The organism is Bradyrhizobium sp. WBAH42 (genome assembly GCF_024585265.1).
Classification (GTDB): Bacteria; Pseudomonadota; Alphaproteobacteria; order Rhizobiales; family Xanthobacteraceae; genus Bradyrhizobium.
In genome coordinates this window covers 5,982,409-6,001,465 of the sequence record NZ_CP036533.1, presented here as the reverse complement: position 1 = coordinate 6,001,465, position 19,057 = coordinate 5,982,409, and the positions used below count along the sequence as shown (strand labels likewise).

The following is a 19,057-nucleotide window of genomic DNA, read 5'->3' as shown; positions in this document are numbered from 1 at the left end:
AGCGCCCCTGATCCGCGGCGACGCGGGTTCGTAGGAGTGTAGCTCAATTGGTAGAGCACCGGTCTCCAAAACCGGGGGTCGCAGGTTCGAGCCCTGCCACTCCTGCCAGTCAAATCAATCACTTAGATTAGGACTTGGTAGGGTCTTGGCGGGAAGTCGTCCCGCGTGCGCGCTGGCATGCTGCAGCCCCTGTGCTGGACGTCCCGCGTCAGGGCCCGGCGAGGCTAGCGCGCCGGGGTCCGTTCCGCGTCGGCGGGGATCTGACTGAGATTGACGTTCCGGATGGGAACGCGGCGCAGCAGTGAAAGGATGGTCCCGCCGAGCTCGAAATAGGTGCGCAGCCGCAGCGCGCGGGACGACCCCTTCAGCTCCGCGTTCAGGCTCACCGGAACCTGGACGTAGGTGAGGCCGAGCTGGAGCAGCGAGATCAGGGCACAGATCTGATAGCCGTAGCCGTCGGCCTTGACCGCGATCTGGCGCAGCCATTTCACGGGGTAGACGATCATGCTGTGGTAATCGGACAGCCAGAAGCCGAACAGGCAGTTCAGGATGAACCGCAGCGAATGCGACTGCAATGAGCGGTTGACCGAGCGGTCCGACTGGTTGTCGCGATAGGTAATGACGAGGTCGGCGGCGCCCGCCGCCTTGAACATCCGGGCAATACCTTCGTTCTGGAAGGCGTGATCGCCGGGGATGAGCGTGATGGCATCGAATTTCGCGCGCGACAGCGCATATTCGAAGCCGGCACCGACACCGCGCCGTACGGCATTGTGATGCACGATGATGCGCGGCTCGCCGGCCGCGAATTCGTCCATGATCGCGCCGGTGGCGTCGGTGCTGCCGTCGTCGATCAGGAAGATCTCGAAATCGTCGAGCAGCTCGCGGGCAAGCGGCAGCACGCCGCCGATCGTATCGGCGATCTTGTCCTGCTCGTTCAGAGCAGGAATGACGATCGTAAGCCTTTTTGCCGCCCTGGAAGGTGTCATTTGATACCGCCGTTGCCGGCCACTCTTTACTGGTGAACCCTCAGCGCAACTCTAGGTCATCTGCGCCGGGCGAACAATGCGACTCGCCGGTATGATCCACACAACCGGCACGAAACCGACGATGTGTGTGTTCCGCGCAACTAGTCGGAAAAATCATAGAGGCTGGTATCACCGATGCCGAAGGCGCGGCGCAGCCGGCCGACGTGAGCTGCCATTTTCCGCCCGGCCGTGGTCGCCGACAAGCCTGAATTGACCCGTTCGACCAGGCCGCGATCGACCAGGATCCCAATTCGTCCCTGGAACAAATCTGGAACCTGCCTTTCGATGATCTCCGAAAGCGGCGCGGTCCGACCGGGGCGGTCGACGAGGCCGAGCAGGATCTCCAGGGACACCGACTTGTACACTGCGCCAAAGGCGAAAACGTAGGCCATGACGCAAAATGCGAATATCGATGCGGCGTCCCAATACTGAAATTGCGGAATCGCGACGATGCCGAGCGCCACGCCAAGACCATGCGAAACGAGTGCGGCGATCGCAAGCAGGGTGACGGGTCCGAGCGGCCATGCGCGAGCGCGGGCCATGATCTGCAAGGCAGGCGCGAGCAGGGCGAAAACGGCAACGGCGATGAGCCCGACGGCGAAGGACATCGTGCCGCTCACCCAAGGCCCGTCGACAAACGAACGAGCTTGGCGAGATGCGCGATCGCTACCCCCTTGGCTGTCGGGACCAGCCTGCCGTCTGCCGTGATCACCATCCCCGCGCCGACCAGGAGCTTCAGGCGGTTGTGCGTGAAAGTGCCGAGATCTCCGCCCTGCATGTACGCCTCGGCCCATTGCTCCAGGGTGAGGGGACGTTCGGCCTGGACGAGGGCCGTGAGCAGCGTCAGCGTAAAGCCCCAGGCCAGCAGGCTAAACAGGATGTAGCAAAACATCATCGCTGTCCCCAACAGCAGGAGACCGCCAAGCACGTCCGCGAGCTGGCGTTGCCCCGGAAGCGCGAGACAGGCGATCGCGTAGAGCACGACGATGGTGACGCAGCCCAGCCGGAAGCGGCGGCCCGATCCGCCGGTGGCGGCGATGCGCGCGTAGCACAGCAACAGCAATGGAAAGGCGATGCTGAGACCAATCGCAGCGGCTTGCGCAGGGCCCGGGAGCATGTTCATCGTGGAAAATCGTCCCGGACGCCTCTCAGGCCCAGCCAAGCAAAAGTCTATAGGAGGTCGCATTTTTGCGGTCAAGGGAGCCCCGGCGCCCCGGCCTTGCGGTCGTCCCGTGGGCGTGCGAATCCTCGCCGACGATGTCCTCCCTTTCCCCTCCGAGCTTGCCCCCGTTGCTGCGAGCGATAGCCATCCTGATCGTCGTGTTGCTGGTTGCGCATGCGCCGATGCTCCTCAATGACGGCCTCTTCATGGACGACTGGCTGGTGCTCAAGCCGCGTCCGGACTATTTCATCGACATCGATTTCCTGCTGAATGGCGCCGGCCATCCGATTTTCTACAGCTACGACAGGTTCGCGAACTGGACCGGCGCCCCGGTCGTCGTGATGGTATCGCTGGCGCTCGCCGGAATCGTCTTCGGCGCGGTGTGTCTGATGCTGACGGCGACACGGCTCGGTCTGCTCGATCGCGCCGAAGCGGTCGGCTTCGCGCTGATCGTCTGGACCTATCCCGGCTATCAACTCTGGGCGGGCAAGGCGAACGCGGTCTACGTGTTCAGCTTCGGGCTATTGTTCATCGGTGCATGGCTGTTGACGCTCGCCTTCAGCGCCGTCGGCCTGCGGCGCGTGCTGCTTCGTGTGCTCGCTTCGCTGGTGTTCCTGCTGAGCTTCGCGCTCAACTCGACGATCGTGCTGTATGCCGTCGTGATGTTCGGCCTGTTCGTTGCGATATGGCGGAGCGGAGACGCGGCGCATGGCTTCGTTCGCCGGACATGGCTCGCAGCCTGGCGCTGTGTCCTGCGCTATCCGGAATTGGTGGTGCTTCCGCTGGTCTATTGGGGCACGCTCAATATCTGGTTCAAGCGGATCGGCGTCTACGCACAGCACTATGGCGCCCATTTTCCGACGCTCGGCGAGTTGGCGCGAGGGTGGTCGGCGTTCTTCGCCGCCAGCTACAGGGATGTCCTCACCCACGCGATCCGCGCCGCGATTCAGGTCCCAGCGCTCTTCATCGCGGCTGCAGTCCTCGTTGGAATCGTGTTGTTATTGCTGCGTCGGGACGCGAAGACGACCGCGTCCAGAAGCGCGATCACCGTGCCGCTCGCACTCGCCGTGGTCTTGTTCCTCGCATTGTCGTCGCCGTATCTGATCGCCGGCCTGCGGCCGTCTTCCGTGCATTTCTATGAGAGCCGTCACCTGCTGATGTTCGGCGTGCCGCTCGCGCTGACACTGCTGGCGTTCAAGCGACAGGCCGAACGATGGACGGGCCCCGGCGCCGCCCTTGCTGCGATATTCGGGGCAAGCCTGATCGTGTCGATCGGCATGCTATGGAGCGACTACGTCTTCATGCAGGCGAGAACCCTGAAACAGCAGGCCTTGGCGCGCGACCTTGCCAGCCGGGTGCAGCCGGCGGCGACGGTTTATGCGCTCGATGATGGTTTCTTCGACTACCCGTCGCGGCACGTGCCTTTCGGTGTCGCCGAAGTCACGGGCATGCTCCGCCTTGCCTGGGGCAATCAGCCGGTCTTCGGATTTGCCCTGCGTGCCGAGCGGCCCGACATCCTCCGAGAGATGGACGAGGCGCGGAAGGCTCCGGGAAGTGCGTTCCGTCATTTCGATCCGACGGGGCCGCAGGCAACCATCTCGCTGCAGCCGGGGCCGGGAGCCGCGCCGAACCACATTCTGGCGCGGAAGTACTACGTGTGTCGGTTGCTGGCGCGCTGCGATGTTGCGGAATTGCTCTCCCAACTTGCAGAGGTCACGATCAAGCTTGGCCCGATCGGCGGCATCCTGCCGCTCGACGGCGCGAGCAAGAGTGTCACGCCTGGCCGCTGACTTGCCGCTTCCAGATCGCCTCGGCCAGCGCGATGTCGGTCACCGAATCTGCGCCGGACGCAAGCGGCGTCCTTCGTTCGACGATGTCGGCGACGAAAGCATCAGCCTGACGCCGAAACGCCCAGCTGCCTTCACCCGTCAAGCGCGTGATTTGTCCGCCCTGGTCGAGGATGACCTCCGCCTCCCGCTCGGCAAAGGGCGGGGGCAGTTCGATGGTCACCGCGCCGTGCTCGAAATCGATCGACAGCCCCTCGCGCCACGCACCTTCGGGCCCGTTCGCAAGCTGCAGCACACAGGCAACGCCCTCGAAGTCGAGCGTCACCGTCGCAGTGCCAGAAGTCTCGACGGTGCTTTCGGCGACAGTCGGCGACGATCCGAGCAGGTAGCGCGCGAGGTTGATGATATGGCTGAACACGTTCAGAAAGTTGTCGTAGCCAGGCCGCAACGCGCCCGGCATCCAGTCGGGCCCATCCTGCCAGAGCTCGAGTCCGTCCGGCCGGGTCTCGCCGGTCATGACGAAGTTGTCCTGCGATCGGCCGGTGTCGCCGCCGAAGCACCAGCCTCTTGCTCCGACGACGCGTCCGAGCGAGCCGTCCGTGCGCAAGCGCGCCAGCTCGGCCAGCGCGCGTGTCACACCGGCATCGTGACGCTTCATGTAGCCGATGCTGTAGACGAGGTGCTGTCGCCGCGCCGCTTCGATCAGCGACGCGGCCTGAACCGTCGTGTAGGCCATCGGCTTCTCCGACAGCACGTGCCGGCCACTTTTCAACGCGTCCAGCACGATCGGGCCGGTGGCTCGCCGCTTCGTCACGACCACGACGGCGGACACCGCAGCGTCCGCGAGCAACTCGCGGTGCGTGCCGTAGACCCGCGAGATACCGAATTTCTGCGCGGCGGCGGCCGCCAGATCGGGCCGGAGATCGGCGATGGCGACGACGCGGCAGGCGGGATTGGCGACGAAATTGGCGAGGTGGCACATCTGGCCGACCATCCCCATTCCGATGATGCCAATGCCTGGCCTCACTGGCTATGATCCCCCGAAGCGCTTCCGCATGACGAGGAAGTGCGCCGGCTGTCCCCAGGTGTTGATGAACGCCGGATCAGTCTGGGTGAGGGCAGCGACCGCCGACGCATCCCGCCGCCCGATCGCGCCGAAGATGCGATGGAAGCTGTCGAGCGTGGCAACGATCGTTTCGATGTCCGAAGCATCGTCGGCGAGAATGTCCGTCGTCCGGATCGCCTCGCGTAAGGATGCAAGGTTCGCGACCGCGCGCGGCAGGCTCTCGCCGAAGGGGTCGTCGATCATCGCATCGACGTCGAGAACCAGCGTTTCGATCGATGCCGAAATCGCCGCCGCCGCATCGGCCTTGCCGACCAGGTAGAGCTTGCGTCCGCCGAGGAAGCTGAGACGGCTGCGGTCGAGATGGCGCGCCGCGCGCCGCAGCTTCTCGTCCGGGGAGAGAACCTTCTTGTGCCAGTAGACGTCCAGGCTGTCGCGATAGGCTGGCCAGGCCGAATGGATGTCGAATCCCTGTGCATGCGCCGCCGTGCACAAAGCCGTTGCGTCGAGGAAGTACCGATGCCGGACGAACGGATTTTCGAGCACGTCCATCAGCCAGGATTCGAAGCTGCGGGTGTGCGGAATGCTGTTCCACTTCGCCTCGAACAGCGACTTCGCCGTTTCCAGTGCAGGACGGCCTGACAATGCCTTGCCGGCCGCATGGATTGCCTTGAGCGCGAGCTCGAAGAAGCCGCCATAGCGCTCGTAATACGACACGATGGCGAAACCGTCCGGATTGAGCAGCCGGTGGAAGACGCCGAGCCAATTTTCAGTCGGCTGCACGGTGTAAATGAAACCTTCGGCATCGATGATGTCGTAGCGGCGCTCGCTGCGAAATCCTTCGACGTCGGCCAATGCGAGCTCGCGCAGACGCTCGGTCAGGCCAAAATGCGCGAAATAGGCCTCGATTTTCTGATGCGCATGCCGATTCGGTTCGGCGAGCGTCATGTTCGCGCCCCAGCCGGCGAACACCAGCGCGTTCTCACCGGAATCAGGACCGAATTCGAGCACCTCCGCATCGCGGAACAGCCGCGGCGGCAGCACCAGCTTGTCTGAAAACAGCTCGCGCCGCTGGCTGGCATATGCGTCGAGTTCGGCGGCCGATTTGAAATTCCCGAACGTCGGTAGGACGTCCTGACGTTCGTAGTAATTGAAGAGCTTCTCGTCAGCCATGCCGCGGCGTCCCTAACCCAACGCCGCCTCGAGCCGGTCGAGCTCGCTCCAGATGTCGGAGGGCGCGAAGATCGAGACGATGTGTAGCGGCCGCTTCGCGTTCTCGCGCAGCCGGCTGCTGACCTTGGCTTCGTTCTCCTGGTTCACGGCGAGGAGGCAGACGAGCGGATCCGACTTGCCGGCGAGCTCGTCCGGTGAACGGATCGGTATGCCCGTGCCGGGCAGGAACAGCCCCTGGCGCTCCTTCTGGTCGTCGACCGACAGATCGACGAGATCCGCCAGTTCATGCGCGTTGGTGAAGGTGCAGGCGCGGCAGCCCGCGCCGTAGATGGCGATCTCGGCGCCGCTCGCGCGGGCCTTGGCGAGGATCGGCCGCAGGCGCGCGCCGTACTCCCTTGCGCGCCGACCGAATTTCTCGCCGACGCCAGCGGGCGCAGGCGGCGGCGTCACGTCACGGGTTGCACGACGGGCGGCGATCGCGAGGCTGCCGCCGCTGAAATTGTACTTCTTCACGGAGACCGCCTCGAAGCCGTGGCGAGCCAGTAGCGCCAGCAGGGTCGGCTCGGTGAAGTAGCTGACGTGCTCCTCCCACAGGACCGAGAGGTCGCCCGCCGTCGAACCGGGATCAAAGTCGGGCACGTCGATGAACAGCAGCCCTTCGTCGCTGAGCGCGATCTTCACGCAAGCGAAGAAGTTCTCGAAATCGACGATGTGCTCGAGCACCTGGCGCGAGACGACGAGGTCGAACTTGCCGGACTGAGCGACCGCGTCGTGGGCCATCTCCGGACTGAGCATGTCGGCATAGACCTTGATGCCGCGCTCGCGGGCGATCTTGCCTGAGACCGGATTCGGTTCGACACCGACCATGACCTTGGTGCCGCGCTCGCGAAGCTTGTCCATGAACAGGCCGTCGTTGCAGCCGATCTCGAACACGGATTGATGCTTCGAGAACTTCGCGATGGTGTCGAGCTCGTCGACCTGGTGCGGCTCCGGCTTCCAGCTGCTGAAATTGTAGTTGAACTGGCGATACAGGATGTCTGGATCGATCGGCTTGACGATCTGCGGCAGGCCGCATTCGCCGCACGCCAGCACCTCGAACGGATAGCGTTCCTCCTGCTCGTTTCGGCTATGCCGAAGCCGATGCGCAATCGGCATCAAACCGAGGTCGATGACCGGTCGCAGGTCGGTCGAATGGCAGAGGCGGCAATGGTCGGTCACGGCTCTAGCTCTTTGCAGCAAAGCAAGGGAACATCGGCGCCTTGAAACGGTACGCGGCGCAGTTGAAGCCTATATAGTGCAACGGGCCGTGCTACAATTCTTAAGTTGCCGATGCTGGCGCCGATTCGTGGTCCTCGCACATGGCGCTTCTGGGGAGAGGGCCGGCGGCCGTGGCGAGGCTCAGAAGCATTGGGATAGCTGGCCGAGGACATCGAGATCTCCACGTCTGCTATTCGGTGGTAGACGGTGCTTGACCACCTCGAATGGTTCGACGCCGTATGCCTCCCGGTAGATCTCTTTCGATCTTGTCCTGAGCGCTGAGATCGCGGTCGCGTCTTCCGGACTTAATGATTGATCACCTTGCGTCCACGTCAATAACCAATACTCCGGGGTCTCGCGACGAACAGCAAAACGTCGCACGAGTTCGTCCTTTTGAAACAGGTCGGAGAAACCGTTGACCCAAAAGTCGCAATTGTTCTTCTGGACGTAGAATAGTTTTACGCCCAGTGATCGAAGCGCGGCTTCCGCCGTTTCGGCGCTTCCGAGTGCGATCTTCGCGAAATCGCGTGCGACGTCGCTCTCGTAGGTATGAATGATCTTGCCGCGCGTGAGCAGCGACGAGAAATAGCAGGGCACCATGGCGCGATAACCGTTGAGCGCGAGGATGCGATCCGAGCCCGTCGATTGCTCCAGCTCGTCACACCGCTTCCAGTCCTGGGTGACCCGAGGCATTTGAGTGAGAGGAGTTCCTCCCACGAAGGTGATGGCCTCATCAACTTTGAAGCTCTTCCAGGGATGCGCTGCCGTCATCCAGGTGCCGGCGAGCAAGATGGCAGCGAGAGCGGCATGGGGAGCGAGGCGGTCGCTGAACCAAGCCGGCTTGAAGCGTCGCGCGACAGCCAATCCCCAGTAGGCCATGCCGACGGTCGCAAGCGGGAAAAGCGCGTTCACGTGGACCGACAATCTCATGAGGCTCGGAATATTCAGCGCCATGTCCAGCAGCCGGACGCTGGCGACATAGGCGACCACGACAAAAAGTCCCGCGGGATTGGGCAGCGGCGTGAGCTTTTGGGATTCCGGGCGATCGGAACGAAGCTTTGAGTCCACGAAAGCGACGGCATAGGTCGTCAGCGCGAGGAGCAGCGCGACCGCGAGAACGGACCTGGCCTCCCTGAGGAAGGCGACGAAGCCCGATTTGCTCAGAAAGTCAGTGACCTCCAGCGACTGTGACACCACGAAATAATCCAGAAGATCGAGGCTGCCGAACTTCGAAAAGCGTTCGAGTGAAACGACGTGCCGGAACAGAGAGTATGGATTCGTCGCGGGGATTCCGAGGTAGAGGTAATTGATCGAGAGACTAAGGATGCAGCCCGCGATCGCCCCCGCGCCCAGCAGGACGCTGGTGATGAAGCCGGATCGGTCGCGCTGAACCGCCTTGGCAAACGCGCCCAACGACGAAATCACGAAGACCAGCGCTGCGTACGGTGGATAGGATGCCGCGACGGCGATGGCGCAAATCCCTGCGGCGAACTTGTCGCGTTTTTGGGACGTTCGCGCAACGACAAGCAGGAAATAGACAAAGAACGCCGCCGTCTGAAGGTGGTACTTGCCGAATTCCATGATGTAGAGGCCGGGCGAGACGCGCGGCATCGTTCGCGGCCACGCAAGTCCGAGGATCGCCAGCGCAAGTGCAATCGGGATCGCCGCATCCTCCCAACGGCGTCCGAGCGCCTGCCACGGCAGAACGATGCGGGCGAGCTCAAAAATGACTGCACCGATCGCGACGAAATAGAGGAAGGAAACAATCTGCGCGACGTGGGGAGGCAAGAACGTCGCAAACATCAAATGCAGGCCGTTGCCGTGGCCGATCTCGAAGTCGGAGAAGATGGGATTGTCAGCTGCAAGCCAGATGCTGTGATTTCTCGCGACCTCTGCAAGATAGGGCGCATAGAGCTGCTGAACGTCGGTCGAAATGACGTCGGGTATGACGGCTCTGTCGATGAACACCGTTACGAGGAGCCAAAGACCCAGTAGCGAAGTTGCCATCAGCGGCAAGGTCAGCGCGAATTTTTGCGGCTTCCTGCAGCTGCGGCTATCCCACAGCAGCACGAGGGTCGCAAATCCGAGGACGATTTGGGGGTACAGGACGGAGAGAGCGCCGAAGCCAAATCCCGTCAAGACGAGCGCGGCCGCGCCGACGAAGAACTCGTCGACACGCTGAGTGGGCTCGTGCTTGATGAGCGAGAACGTCAGGCGTCCGGTCGCCATGACGAGCCAGCCGAGATACGGCGTCAGCACAATCCAGGCGAGGACGTAAAATCGCGTCGTCCAGCCGCCATCGAAGAGCAGGGTGCGGTAGGTGCCCGTTCGGTTGACGAACCAGATGGACAGTGCAGCAGGCACGAGAATGAGGATACGCAACGACCACGTCTCGACGATGGTGCGCAGGCGCAGCTCGGCGGCTACCACCGCTTGATCTTGTCTGGGGTCGCCCATGCTAGACCGGCGCTGCATCGGCTCGTTCGGTGACGGTCCGCGCCTGGTCGGGGCTGAAGCTGGCGCGCTCCGGCGCGATCAGCCATACCAGCCCGCCGAACAACCCGACGATCAGGGCGCCAAGTCCCAGCAAGACCGATATCGCGAGTGCCTTGTCGGATGCGATTCCGGCAAGACTGAGCGCCGCGACCATAGCGCCTTCGCGCACGCCCCATCCCCCGATCGAGATGGGAATCGCAGAGGACAGGATGACGAGCGGGACCAGGACGAAGGCGTCGAGTGCGGAGAGCGGCGCCTGCAGTCCGATCGCGAGGACATAGCAGGTCGCGACGGTGATGAGATGGACGGCGATGGCAGATCCGATCAGCATCGCTCGCCCCGCGGTCGCCAGCAACGGAGCTCTGATCAGCATCGCGAACTGCACGACCCTGGCCGGCACGGGCGCGATCACATGCGGCGGCCACCGGTCCAGCGTGACCAGGGCGATTGCGCCGAGGCATGCGACCGCCAGAATGATCGCGATCGCGAACAGGAGCGAATTGTCGGGGACGCGCGCCAGCAGGAACGGCAATCCCGCCAGGAGGATGAAACCAAGACCCAACAGGCCGAGAAAGCGGTCAGCCACGATGCTGCCGATCGTTTGCGACCATTGCACGCCCTGCCGCCGCAGCATCCAGATCCGAACGGCGTCACCGCCCGCGGGTAATACTTGATTGAAAAAGGTGCTGACGATGAGAATGCGCCAGCCGGGCAGCCAATCGAGCGGTACGTTCATGGCACGGAGGATCAGCATCCAGCGGTGGCAGAGGACGAAGGTCTGGGCGAACAGCAGCAGCACCGCAAGCGCCAGCACGTTGAGATCGACGGCGAGAAGATCGGCTTTCAGGGTCGACGGATCCTGACCGCGCAACAGCAACACCAGGATCCCGATCGACACCGCGAACTTGACCAGGGTAACCAGTGCTTTTGCAGGCAGCTTCATCGTCTGGTGTCGTCCTCGATCATTCACGGTGCGATCGTCGAAAGCGGTCGAAATCTATGGTCTCGCCAGATGCTCCGCAGCGAGCGCGCCAGTCCGTGTGACGTAGTCCTGGACCTCGGCGGCGTCGCCGCCATCCGGGGCCCAGTCGGGAAATGCCGTGCGTGAAGGATCGAAAGGGCCGGCGGTGGTCTCGTGAAACACCAGCCATTCCGAGGTGATCAGGATCGAGTGGAAGACCTTTTCGGGCATGCGGTAGTAGCAGCGTTTGCCCTGACCGTAGGGCGCCATCTCGAGCACTTCGCGAATGCGGCCGTCATCCTCGAAGATCACGACCTGCGCGGTGCCCTCGATGACGTGGAACGATTCAGGCTTGCCAAGGTGCTTGTGCGGCCGCACATACGCCTCGCGATGGTGCACGATCAGCATCTCGTGCAGGCCCGAGGCGGGATCGGGATGCGTGCACAGCCGGCTGCGCAGGCGCGGGTTGCCGGCGGCGATGCGCTTCAGCTCCGCGATCGTGGCATCGTCCGCGGTGACGATGGCGTCGTTGGAATAGTACACTTCCGGATTCTGTGCGCGCAATGAGGTCGGCCGGCGCCGGCCTGTTTCATTCGAAGAAGATGAACCCATGGTCGCCCCGGTATCCGCATTTGTCGTAGATCCAGGCCCATGTTTGCGGGCCGTGGAAGCTCAGGCAGGTGAGCTGCCAGTAAAGCAGATTGGCCTTCTCCCGCTCGTTGCGGAAGGATTCGACCATCAGATATTTCGAGGTGCCGCGTCCGACGCGCTCGATCTCAGGTACGGCGCGGAACACGTCCTCGAGCGGAAGATTGTGCAACACGCCGAGCGAGACGACGAGATCGAAGCTGTGGTCGGGGTAGGGGAGGGCGACGGCGCTGCCGACGTTCAAATGCGGCCGCACCTCCTCCTTGGCGTTGGCGATGCCGTACTCGGAGATGTCGATGCCGGCAATCCTGAGGTCGGGGACGAGCTGGGCGAACTCGTAGAGCAGGTAGCCCTTGCCGCAGCCGACATCGAGCACGCTCATGCCCGGCTTGATGCCGTAGCGATCGATCAGGGTCTGGGCCAGCGGGCGCCACCGTCCATCATAGCGATAGCCGCCGTAGCCGTAGCGCCGGTCGCCGTCCCAATAGTCGCGTCCCCATTGCCGGGCGACGGTGGCGGATTCCGCCTTGTCGTGCTCGACCACGCGCTGGACGTAGTCCCGCCTCGTCGATGCGTGCATCGGCTGGAGCAGGTTGATCTCGGTCATGGGGGCCAACCAGTCCGCGGCATCGTCACAGGATGGTTGCGAACTTGTTGACGAGCAGGATGTCCTCGACGGCCTGGATGTCTTTCTGCGACGCCAGCGTGATCTCCTCGACCGCCGCGTGAAGGTCGCAGCCCTCGCGCAGCACGCGGTCGTAGATCTGCCGCCGCCGAGCCTCGTCGGGCGGCAGCATGAAGATGCTGTAGAGGATTAGCCCACGTAGCTGCGGCAGCTCGTCCAGGATATCTTCCAGCACCATGTAGCTGCCGGGCATGGTGTGCTCGGCGGCGCTGAGGAGATATTGCAGGTTCTTCCGCCGCGCATAGTCGCGGATCACGATGTTCTGGACGTGCTGGGGGGTGCGGCTGCCGTTCAGCGGCCTGGCGCCGATGTAGCCGCGGTGGCCGGCTCGCTCAGCCATGGAAGCCTCCTGGCAACTTGTACTGCATGCCGACCCGGGTTGCCGGGCGCAGCAGGATCGGCTCGAAGAACTCGCCGAAGCGCTTGTCCGCATAGGGCGACATGATGCTCTTGAAGCGGCAGTTCATGCTCCAGCGCGTGCCGGCTTCCTCGTTGACGCGATTGCCGTGCATCAGGGTCTGGTTGAACAGCATCACGTGACCGTAGGGGATCTCGATGAAGGTCGCGTGCGGCTTGATGGTCTTGTACAGCTCTTCGGCGCTGCGCAAGGCCGCCATGCGGTCCTGCATCTCGCCGTTCAGGGACGGCGGCAGCAGGTACATCGACTTGGTGCGATGGACGTCGACCAGCGGCACCCACACCACGACCTCGAACGGCGAGTCGCCCGACCAGACGTCGGAATGGGTGGCGAGCAGCGAGGAGCTGTCGCCGGGAAGCTGGATGCTGAGATTGACGCGGCGCTGCATGCAGAGCTCGTTGCCGACGATGGTCTCGATCGTCGAGCGCGCCAGGCGGAAATAGGTCGGGCGGAACCAGGGCTCGGCGTTGAGGCCGTTGAAGACGTGCAGCCGCAATCCGTTGAGATCATCCACGCTCACCCGCGTGTGGATCGTGTCCAGCATCGCGTAGGGATCGTTGCTGTGCGGCAGCTTCAGGTAGTCGGCCGCGAGCTCGGCGGCGCGGCGCTGGATCCGGTCGAGCCCGGCGCGATCGTCGGCCGGGGTGGTGACGAAGCCATCGTCGATGAAGCGTTGCGCCAGCGCCTGCTCGTCGGCGTGCAGGAAGTCCGTGTCCGTCATGCAAAATACTCCCGGGCGGTCGCGCAAATATAGCTGATGTCGGCGGCCGACAGGAACTGGTTGATGGGAAGCGTGAGGATTTGGTCCGCCTGCCGTTCCGTCACCGGGAACGCGCCGCGGCCATGGCCCAGATGCGCCGCTGCCGGCTGCAGGTGGATCGGGACCGGATAGTGAATCGCAGTCTCGATGCCCTTGTCGGCAAGATATTTCTGGAAGTCGTTGCGCCGCTCGGTCTGCACCACGAAGGTATGGAAGGTGTTGAACTCGATGTTCCGGCAGGGCGGAATGAACAGGGGCAGCCCCGCGAGCTCGGCGCGGTATTGCGCGGCGTTGCGCCGCCGGCGTTCGATCACCGAGGGCAGATGACGCAGGCGAATGCGCAGCACCTCGGCCTGCAGCGTGTCGAGCCGCGACACGATCCCCCATTCCTGGACGTCGCTGCGGTTGATCAGGCCGTGATTGCGCAGCCGGCGGATTCTTGCGGCAAGCTCCGCATCGGCGGTGACGAGGAAGCCGGCATCGCCGGCGGCATTGAGATTCTTCAGGGGGTGGGCGGAGAAGCAGCCGAACGTGCCGAGGGTGCCGCTCATGCGCCCGTCATAGGTCGAGCCGACCGCTTGGGCGCTGTCCTCGATCACGGCGAGCGCGTGCTTGGCCGCGATTGCCATCAGCGGAGCCATGTCGGCCATGCGTCCGGTCAGATGCACCGGCATGATCGCCTTGGTGCGCGGCGTGACGGCGGCCTCGACCGCGGCCGGATCGATGTTCTGGTCCGGCAGCACGTCGGCAAACACCGGCGTGGCGCCGACCGCGATGATCGCGGCGGTCGATGCCACGAACGAGTTCGGCGGCGTGATGACTTCGTCGCCGGGGCCGATGTCGAGCGCCCGCATGGCGAGGATCAGCGCGTCGGTGCCGGAATTCAGCGTTACGACATGTGGTGAGCCGAGATAGGCCGACAATTCTTCCTCGAGCTTTCCAACCGCGGCGCCGCCGATGAAGTCGCCGCGGGAAAACACGCCCTCGACCGCCTGCATGATCTCGGCGCGCTCTTCCTCGAACTGCGCGGGAAGATTGACGTAACCGATGCGCCGGCGGCCGGTGTCAGCGTCCATGGCAGAACTTCCTGACGGTCTCGATGACGCGGTCCTGCTGGGCACGCGTCAGGTGCTGGTCGACCGGGAAGCTGATGACTTCCTTGGCGTGGCGGTCGGTGACCGGGAACGTGCCCGGCGCGCAGCCGAGATGCTTCAGGCCTTCCTGCTGATACAGCGGGATCGGATAGTGGATCTTGGCCTCGATGCCGTTATCCAGACAGTACTTGTAGAGCTCGTCGCGGCGTTCGGCGAACACCATGTAGAGATGGTAGACGTGCTTCACGTTGGGACGGCGCGGCGGGATGCGCAGGCCGGGCAGGCCGGCGAGACCCGCATCGTAATAGGCCGCATTCTCGATTCTCCGGCGCGTGATCTCGCTGGTCTGGCCGATCAGCCAGTTGCCGACCACGGCCTGCAAGGAATCGAGCCGCGAGTTGCAGCCGAGGATCGCGATCTCGTCGCGGTTCTTCATGCCGTGGTTGCGGATCAGGCGCAGCTTCTCGTTCATGCCGTCGTCATTGGTGACGACGACGCCGGCATCGCCCCAGACGTTGAGGTTCTTGAGCGGATGCAGCGAGAAGCCGGCCGCGATGCCGTGGGTGCCGGAGCGTTTCCCCGCAAACTCCGACAGGATGCCCTGGCAGGCGTCCTCGACCACCGGCAGGTTGTGACGCTGCGCGATCGGCATCAGCTTGCCCATGTCGGTGACCTCGCCGGTCAACTGGACCGGCATGATCGCCTTGGTCTTGCCAGTGATCGCAGCCTCGACCTGGTCCACGTTCATGCAGAAGGAATCGTCGCAATCGACCAGGACGGGCGTCGCGCCGGTTTCCGCGATCGCGCCAACGGTGGCGATGAAGGTGTTGGCGGCGGTGATGACCTCGTCGCCATGACCGATGCCGAGCGCCTTGAGCGGCAGCTTGAGCGCGTCGGTGCCCGATCCGACGCCGATGGCGTGACGGACGCCGATCAGCTCAGCGAAGCGCTTCTCGAATTCGGCGACGGGCTTGCCAAGGGTGAAGTCACCGGTCGCAACCAGCCGGCCGATCTCGGCGAGGATCGGTGCGGGATCGGCGAATTGCTCGAGCAGATAGGAATATCGAACGTCGTACATGTGACCCGTCAGGTGGAATGAAGTTGAGGAGCGGAAGTGTGCGACGCCGCGAGCGCATGCTCGATCGAGGTCGCGATGGCGCTGGCGGAGAGCCCGTGCTTCTTCAGCAGCGAGTCCTGCGAACCGTAATTGTGCATGAAGCGGTCCGGCAGCGACAGCCGCAGCATCGCAGGGAAACCGGAGCCGAGCTTGTCGATCAGCGCCTCCGCGACCGCGCTGCCGAGGCCGCCGGAGGGAACGTGCTCCTCCACCGTGACCAAGAGCCTGGTGCCGCGGATCGCCTGCAGCAGCGCTGCGGTGTCGAGCGGTTTCACGGTATGCATGTGCAGGATGCCGGCGCGAATGCCTTGCGCGGCCAGCAGGTCGGCCGCAGCGAGGGCGCGCTGGAGCATGATGCCGGTGGTCACCATGAGCACGTCGCCCTGCGGGCGCATCAGGATGGCCTTGCCGATCTCAAAACCGTGCTCGGCCTTGGAGACGATGGCATCGCCGCCCTTGCCGAGCCGGATGTAGATCGGACCCTTCCAATCCAGCGTCTGCTCCATCATGCGCGCGGCTTCATCGGCATCGCACGGGCAGATCACCGTCATGTTCGGCAGCGCCCGCATGATGGCGATGTCCTCGATCGCCTGGTGGGTGGGACCGAGCGGCGCGTAGACGAGGCCGCCGCCATTGGCGATCAGCCGCACCGGCAGATTGTGCAGGCAGAGATCGACAGCCACCTGCTCGTAGCAGCGGCGGGTGAGGAAGGTCGCGATGGTGTTGACGTAGGGCACGAAGCCCTCCATCGCGAGACCTGCCGACATGCCGATGATATGCGCTTCCGAAATGCCCTCGATCAGATGGCGCTTGGGAAACTCCTTGCTCATCGCGCGCAGCGTGCCGGCACCGGGATCGGAGCCGATGTAGAGCACACGCTCGTCGCGCGCGGCGAGCTTGTGGACCATGTTCATCGCGGTGTTGCGCATGGGGAGCCGATCAAAAATCGCCGACGGCGACGCGAATGGCGTCGAGCTCGCTGTCGGTCAGCTTGTTCTTGTGATGCCAATCGGCATTGGATTCCGCAGCCGGAAGACCCTTGCCCTTGACGGTATGGCAGATGATGGCGCTAGGCTTGCCGGCCACGGCCGGGACCTGCTTCAGCACCGTGCGCAGCGCGCCGACGTCGTGGCCGTTGACCTCCTGCACTGCGAAGCCGAAGCTGCGCCATTTGTCCGCGAGCGGCTCCAGCGGCAGCACGTAGTCGGTGGGGCCGTAGCTCTGCAGCTTGTTGTAGTCGATCAGCGCGACCAGATTGTCCAGGCCGTGCTTGGCCGCGCCCATCGCAGCTTCCCACACCGATCCCTCGTTGATCTCGCCGTCGCCGAGCAGCACGAAGGTCCGGTAGCTGCGCTCGCGCATGCGGGCGGCAAGCGCAAGGCCGACGCCGATCGACAGACCGTGTCCGAGTGCGCCGGTCGAGGCCTCGACGCCGGGCACCATGCCGTATTCGGGATGCCCGCCCAAAATGCTGTCGGAGCCGCAAAAGCCCTCCAGCTCCGCCAGCGGGAAGAAGCCGCGGTCGGCCAATAGCGCGTAGAGCGCCAGACAACCATGTCCCTTGCTGAGGATGGCGCGGTCGCGATCGGGATCGCCCGGGTTCTGCGGGTCGATCCGCAGCACATCGTCGTAAAGCACGCGGACCATCTCGATCAGCGACAGGGCAGGCCCGACATGGCCGCGTCCCGCGGAACGGACCGAACCGAGGACCAGGCGGCGCAAATACAGGCTGCGCTCGTCCAGCGTGCAGGTGAGAGCAGCTTCAGCGTGGGGTGAGATCTGGATCACGTTGGCAAATCGTTTGATGGAGCCGGCGGGCTTTGTCGAGCTGGCCGGCAAGGCGGACCGTCAGATCGCCACCTTGCGCAGCCAGGGCGCGCCGGGAGCGGCTTTCCGGCAAATAGGCATTCAGGACAATCAGGCACCAAATCGCCCCGAACACAGGATACAGTACGTCAAGACGGATCGCAAACGCGTCATCCCCAACCGCGAAGGCCTGGGAGAGCCGCTCGATCAATCGGTTCGCGTCGGCGTCGGGCAGACCGCTGCCGGGGTGAATCGCGGTGTCGGACACGAGCTTGACCGGGTCGTCCCAGCCGAAATACTCGAAGTCGATGAAGCGCAATTTGCCGTCGTCGGCGCGCAGCGCGTTGTGCAGTCCGAAATCCGACGGGCTTAATGCGCGATGAGCGGGCGCAAGGTCCGCGGCGGGATCGAGGCTCAGTTCCGCATAGCGCCTACGGAGTTGCCGGATTGCGACGGCAGTGGTGGGAACGAGGCTGCCGTCCATGAACGCACGCAGGTCCGGATCATCATCCGAGGCCCGCCGCAGGCCGTCGAGGCGTTGCTCGTACTGGGCGATGGCCGCCTCGGGCGAAAAGATGCTGGCCGATGCGTTCCGCAAAGTCTGCGCGCCTTCAGCATCGCGCAGTCTTTGCAGCGCGATCAGGAAATCGGCCAGCTGGTCGGCGTCGTCGTGCCGGGGATGCAGGACCGCGGCGTCACCGTCGAACCATTGATACAGCGCGCAGAACGCCGCCGGATCCTTCGCGACCGGCCGCGGTGTCGACGTGATGCCGTGGCGCGAGAGAAACGTGAGCGCGTCATATTCCTGTCCCAGGCGATCACGTCCGTCGGACGGGTAGTGCTTGAGGGCGAGGGGCGGACCTTTCGCCATCTCCAGCCGGAACACCCGGTTGTTGCCGCCGGACCGCGCCGGTTGCGCGGCCGCGACCTGCGCCCCGGCGAGACGACTGCCGATCGAGACCGCATCCTGTACGCTGATGTCCGGCTCGCTCATGCCGTGAACACTCCGCGGTGGATATCGGCCCAGGTCGCGAGCGGCTCGCAATGCGCGGGATGCGGCGGCCGCGCCTGCGTGAACAGGATCGATCGCGTCGTCTTCGGAAAATGCGGCTGCGCGAAAACGTCGACGAGATCGTCAATGAAGATGTCGAGCTGCAGGCTTGCGAGCCGCTCGACCTTGGCCGCGAGCGTGTCCTCGAAATAGACATTGCCCGCCGAGATCGCCGCGTCGGCGATGTCGATGAGGCCCGCGCTCTTCAGCCAGCCGCGCGCAGCCTCGCGCAAGTCGACCCGATCGGGATCCTGATGGCCGAACTGCGTCTTGTGGCTGACGATATAGACGCTCGCGCCGGCCTTGCGGCACGCGACAAGGAACTCGCGCACTCCAGGGTAGATCTCGGCGCCGCCGATGCCCTTGCCGTAGACGAAGCCTTGCAGCCCCTGCCAGGCAAGCTCGCCGCCGGCGCCGGAGCGCAGATAGTCCCGCACGTCGGTCTTCAGCCCGTCCCAGCCCTCCGGCACCAGCCCGCGCTGGCGCGCGGCCGCGGCAAAGACCTTGTCGTAGCAGATGATCGTATTGTCGAAATCGATGCCGATCCGCACGCC

At 64.1% G+C, this 19,057-nt stretch carries 19 protein-coding genes and 1 tRNA gene; 2 read left to right on the top strand and 18 right to left on the bottom strand.

The features are described from left to right. The first annotated feature begins 32 nt into the window (after positions 1-32). Positions 33-108 (top strand) — tRNA-Trp (locus DCG74_RS28250). 116 nt (positions 109-224) lie between these two features. Here DCG74_RS28250 and DCG74_RS28245 read toward each other — a convergent pair. The 3 genes from DCG74_RS28245 to DCG74_RS28235 form a co-directional block, all read right to left on the bottom strand. Continuing rightward, positions 225-986 (bottom strand): glycosyltransferase family 2 protein, encoded by a 762-nt coding sequence (locus DCG74_RS28245; RefSeq protein WP_172783173.1) that lies wholly within the window; start codon positions 984-986, stop codon positions 225-227. Positions 987-1,126: 140 nt separating this feature from the next. Then, entirely contained in the window at positions 1,127-1,633 is a 507-nt protein-coding gene (locus DCG74_RS28240; RefSeq protein ID WP_172783174.1) for a hypothetical protein, read from the bottom strand. Between the two features lie 8 nt (positions 1,634-1,641). After that, the gene (locus tag DCG74_RS28235; protein WP_172783175.1) at positions 1,642-2,148 is read right to left on the bottom strand and encodes a hypothetical protein; all 507 of its coding nucleotides are present in this window, start codon (positions 2,146-2,148) and stop codon (positions 1,642-1,644) included. A gap of 167 nt (positions 2,149-2,315) precedes the next feature. Here DCG74_RS28235 and DCG74_RS28230 point away from each other — a divergent pair, with 167 nt between their 5' ends. After that, positions 2,316-3,977, top strand: a complete 1,662-nt coding sequence (locus DCG74_RS28230) for a hypothetical protein (protein ID WP_246708697.1) — start codon at positions 2,316-2,318, stop codon at positions 3,975-3,977. Here DCG74_RS28230 and DCG74_RS28225 read toward each other — a convergent pair. From DCG74_RS28225 to DCG74_RS28155, 15 genes are all read right to left on the bottom strand, one after another. After that, on the bottom strand, positions 3,961-5,001 hold the full coding sequence (locus tag DCG74_RS28225) for a Gfo/Idh/MocA family protein (RefSeq protein ID WP_172783177.1): 1,041 nt from the start codon (positions 4,999-5,001) through the stop codon (positions 3,961-3,963). The genes DCG74_RS28230 and DCG74_RS28225 overlap by 17 nt on opposite strands. A gap of 3 nt (positions 5,002-5,004) precedes the next feature. Beyond that, on the bottom strand, positions 5,005-6,210 hold the full coding sequence (locus DCG74_RS28220; RefSeq protein WP_172783178.1) for a class I SAM-dependent methyltransferase: 1,206 nt from the start codon (positions 6,208-6,210) through the stop codon (positions 5,005-5,007). 12 nt (positions 6,211-6,222) lie between these two features. Further along, positions 6,223-7,428 carry a class I SAM-dependent methyltransferase gene (locus DCG74_RS28215; RefSeq protein WP_172783179.1) on the bottom strand — a complete coding sequence of 402 codons (1,206 nt, stop codon included), beginning with the start codon at positions 7,426-7,428 and terminating at the stop codon, positions 6,223-6,225. Between the two features lie 180 nt (positions 7,429-7,608). Then, positions 7,609-9,897 carry a hypothetical protein gene (locus tag DCG74_RS28210; protein WP_257187443.1) on the bottom strand — a complete coding sequence of 763 codons (2,289 nt, stop codon included), beginning with the start codon at positions 9,895-9,897 and terminating at the stop codon, positions 7,609-7,611. A gap of 28 nt (positions 9,898-9,925) precedes the next feature. Continuing rightward, entirely contained in the window at positions 9,926-10,906 is a 981-nt protein-coding gene (locus tag DCG74_RS28205; RefSeq protein WP_172783181.1) for a lysylphosphatidylglycerol synthase transmembrane domain-containing protein, read from the bottom strand. Between the two features lie 54 nt (positions 10,907-10,960). Then, positions 10,961-11,536, bottom strand: a complete 576-nt coding sequence (locus tag DCG74_RS28200; protein WP_172783182.1) for a WbuC family cupin fold metalloprotein — start codon at positions 11,534-11,536, stop codon at positions 10,961-10,963. Continuing rightward, a complete protein-coding gene (locus tag DCG74_RS28195; protein WP_172783183.1) occupies positions 11,514-12,179 on the bottom strand; it encodes a class I SAM-dependent methyltransferase in 666 nt (221 codons plus the stop codon). Before DCG74_RS28195 ends, DCG74_RS28200 begins: the two co-directional genes overlap by 23 nt. Before the next feature lie 25 nt (positions 12,180-12,204). Beyond that, complete coding sequence (locus DCG74_RS28190; protein WP_172783184.1) at positions 12,205-12,597, bottom strand: LIC12192 family sporadic carbohydrate cluster protein; 393 nt, start codon at positions 12,595-12,597, stop codon at positions 12,205-12,207. Beyond that, complete coding sequence (locus DCG74_RS28185) at positions 12,590-13,396, bottom strand: sporadic carbohydrate cluster 2OG-Fe(II) oxygenase (RefSeq protein WP_025037016.1); 807 nt, start codon at positions 13,394-13,396, stop codon at positions 12,590-12,592. The genes DCG74_RS28190 and DCG74_RS28185 overlap by 8 nt, the downstream gene beginning before the upstream one ends. Then, positions 13,393-14,511 carry a DegT/DnrJ/EryC1/StrS aminotransferase family protein gene (locus tag DCG74_RS28180; RefSeq protein WP_172783185.1) on the bottom strand — a complete coding sequence of 373 codons (1,119 nt, stop codon included), beginning with the start codon at positions 14,509-14,511 and terminating at the stop codon, positions 13,393-13,395. The genes DCG74_RS28185 and DCG74_RS28180 overlap by 4 nt, the downstream gene beginning before the upstream one ends. Continuing rightward, on the bottom strand, positions 14,501-15,607 hold the full coding sequence (locus tag DCG74_RS28175) for a DegT/DnrJ/EryC1/StrS aminotransferase family protein (protein ID WP_172783186.1): 1,107 nt from the start codon (positions 15,605-15,607) through the stop codon (positions 14,501-14,503). The genes DCG74_RS28180 and DCG74_RS28175 overlap by 11 nt, the downstream gene beginning before the upstream one ends. 8 nt (positions 15,608-15,615) lie before the next feature. Continuing rightward, positions 15,616-16,575: a transketolase family protein gene (locus DCG74_RS28170; protein ID WP_172783187.1), complete on the bottom strand. Its 960-nt coding sequence runs from the start codon at positions 16,573-16,575 to the stop codon at positions 15,616-15,618. A gap of 10 nt (positions 16,576-16,585) precedes the next feature. Continuing rightward, on the bottom strand, positions 16,586-17,434 hold the full coding sequence (locus DCG74_RS28165; protein WP_172783188.1) for a transketolase: 849 nt from the start codon (positions 17,432-17,434) through the stop codon (positions 16,586-16,588). After that, positions 17,409-18,446, bottom strand: a complete 1,038-nt coding sequence (locus tag DCG74_RS28160) for an aminoglycoside phosphotransferase family protein (protein WP_172783189.1) — start codon at positions 18,444-18,446, stop codon at positions 17,409-17,411. The genes DCG74_RS28165 and DCG74_RS28160 overlap by 26 nt, the downstream gene beginning before the upstream one ends. After that, on the bottom strand, positions 18,443-19,054 hold the full coding sequence (locus DCG74_RS28155; RefSeq protein ID WP_246708698.1) for a hypothetical protein: 612 nt from the start codon (positions 19,052-19,054) through the stop codon (positions 18,443-18,445). Before DCG74_RS28155 ends, DCG74_RS28160 begins: the two co-directional genes overlap by 4 nt. Positions 19,055-19,057: the final 3 nt, after the last annotated feature.

Bases quoted from the DNA above. Each gene is read 5' to 3' on its own strand.
- DCG74_RS28185 (WP_025037016.1), bottom strand. From the start codon at position 13,396: ATGACGGACACGGACTTCCTGCACGCCGACGAGCAGGCGCTGGCGCAA.
- DCG74_RS28180 (WP_172783185.1), bottom strand. From the start codon at position 14,511: ATGGACGCTGACACCGGCCGCCGGCGCATCGGTTACGTCAATCTTCCC.
- DCG74_RS28240 (WP_172783174.1), bottom strand. From the start codon at position 1,633: ATGTCCTTCGCCGTCGGGCTCATCGCCGTTGCCGTTTTCGCCCTGCTC.
- DCG74_RS28220 (WP_172783178.1), bottom strand. From the start codon at position 6,210: ATGGCTGACGAGAAGCTCTTCAATTACTACGAACGTCAGGACGTCCTA.
- DCG74_RS28160 (WP_172783189.1), bottom strand. From the start codon at position 18,446: ATGAGCGAGCCGGACATCAGCGTACAGGATGCGGTCTCGATCGGCAGT.
- DCG74_RS28205 (WP_172783181.1), bottom strand. From the start codon at position 10,906: ATGAAGCTGCCTGCAAAAGCACTGGTTACCCTGGTCAAGTTCGCGGTG.
- DCG74_RS28170 (WP_172783187.1), bottom strand. From the start codon at position 16,575: ATGCGCAACACCGCGATGAACATGGTCCACAAGCTCGCCGCGCGCGAC.
- DCG74_RS28190 (WP_172783184.1), bottom strand. From the start codon at position 12,597: ATGGCTGAGCGAGCCGGCCACCGCGGCTACATCGGCGCCAGGCCGCTG.
- DCG74_RS28195 (WP_172783183.1), bottom strand. From the start codon at position 12,179: ATGACCGAGATCAACCTGCTCCAGCCGATGCACGCATCGACGAGGCGG.
- DCG74_RS28175 (WP_172783186.1), bottom strand. From the start codon at position 15,607: ATGTACGACGTTCGATATTCCTATCTGCTCGAGCAATTCGCCGATCCC.
- DCG74_RS28235 (WP_172783175.1), bottom strand. From the start codon at position 2,148: ATGAACATGCTCCCGGGCCCTGCGCAAGCCGCTGCGATTGGTCTCAGC.
- DCG74_RS28200 (WP_172783182.1), bottom strand. From the start codon at position 11,536: ATGGGTTCATCTTCTTCGAATGAAACAGGCCGGCGCCGGCCGACCTCA.
- DCG74_RS28245 (WP_172783173.1), bottom strand. From the start codon at position 986: ATGACACCTTCCAGGGCGGCAAAAAGGCTTACGATCGTCATTCCTGCT.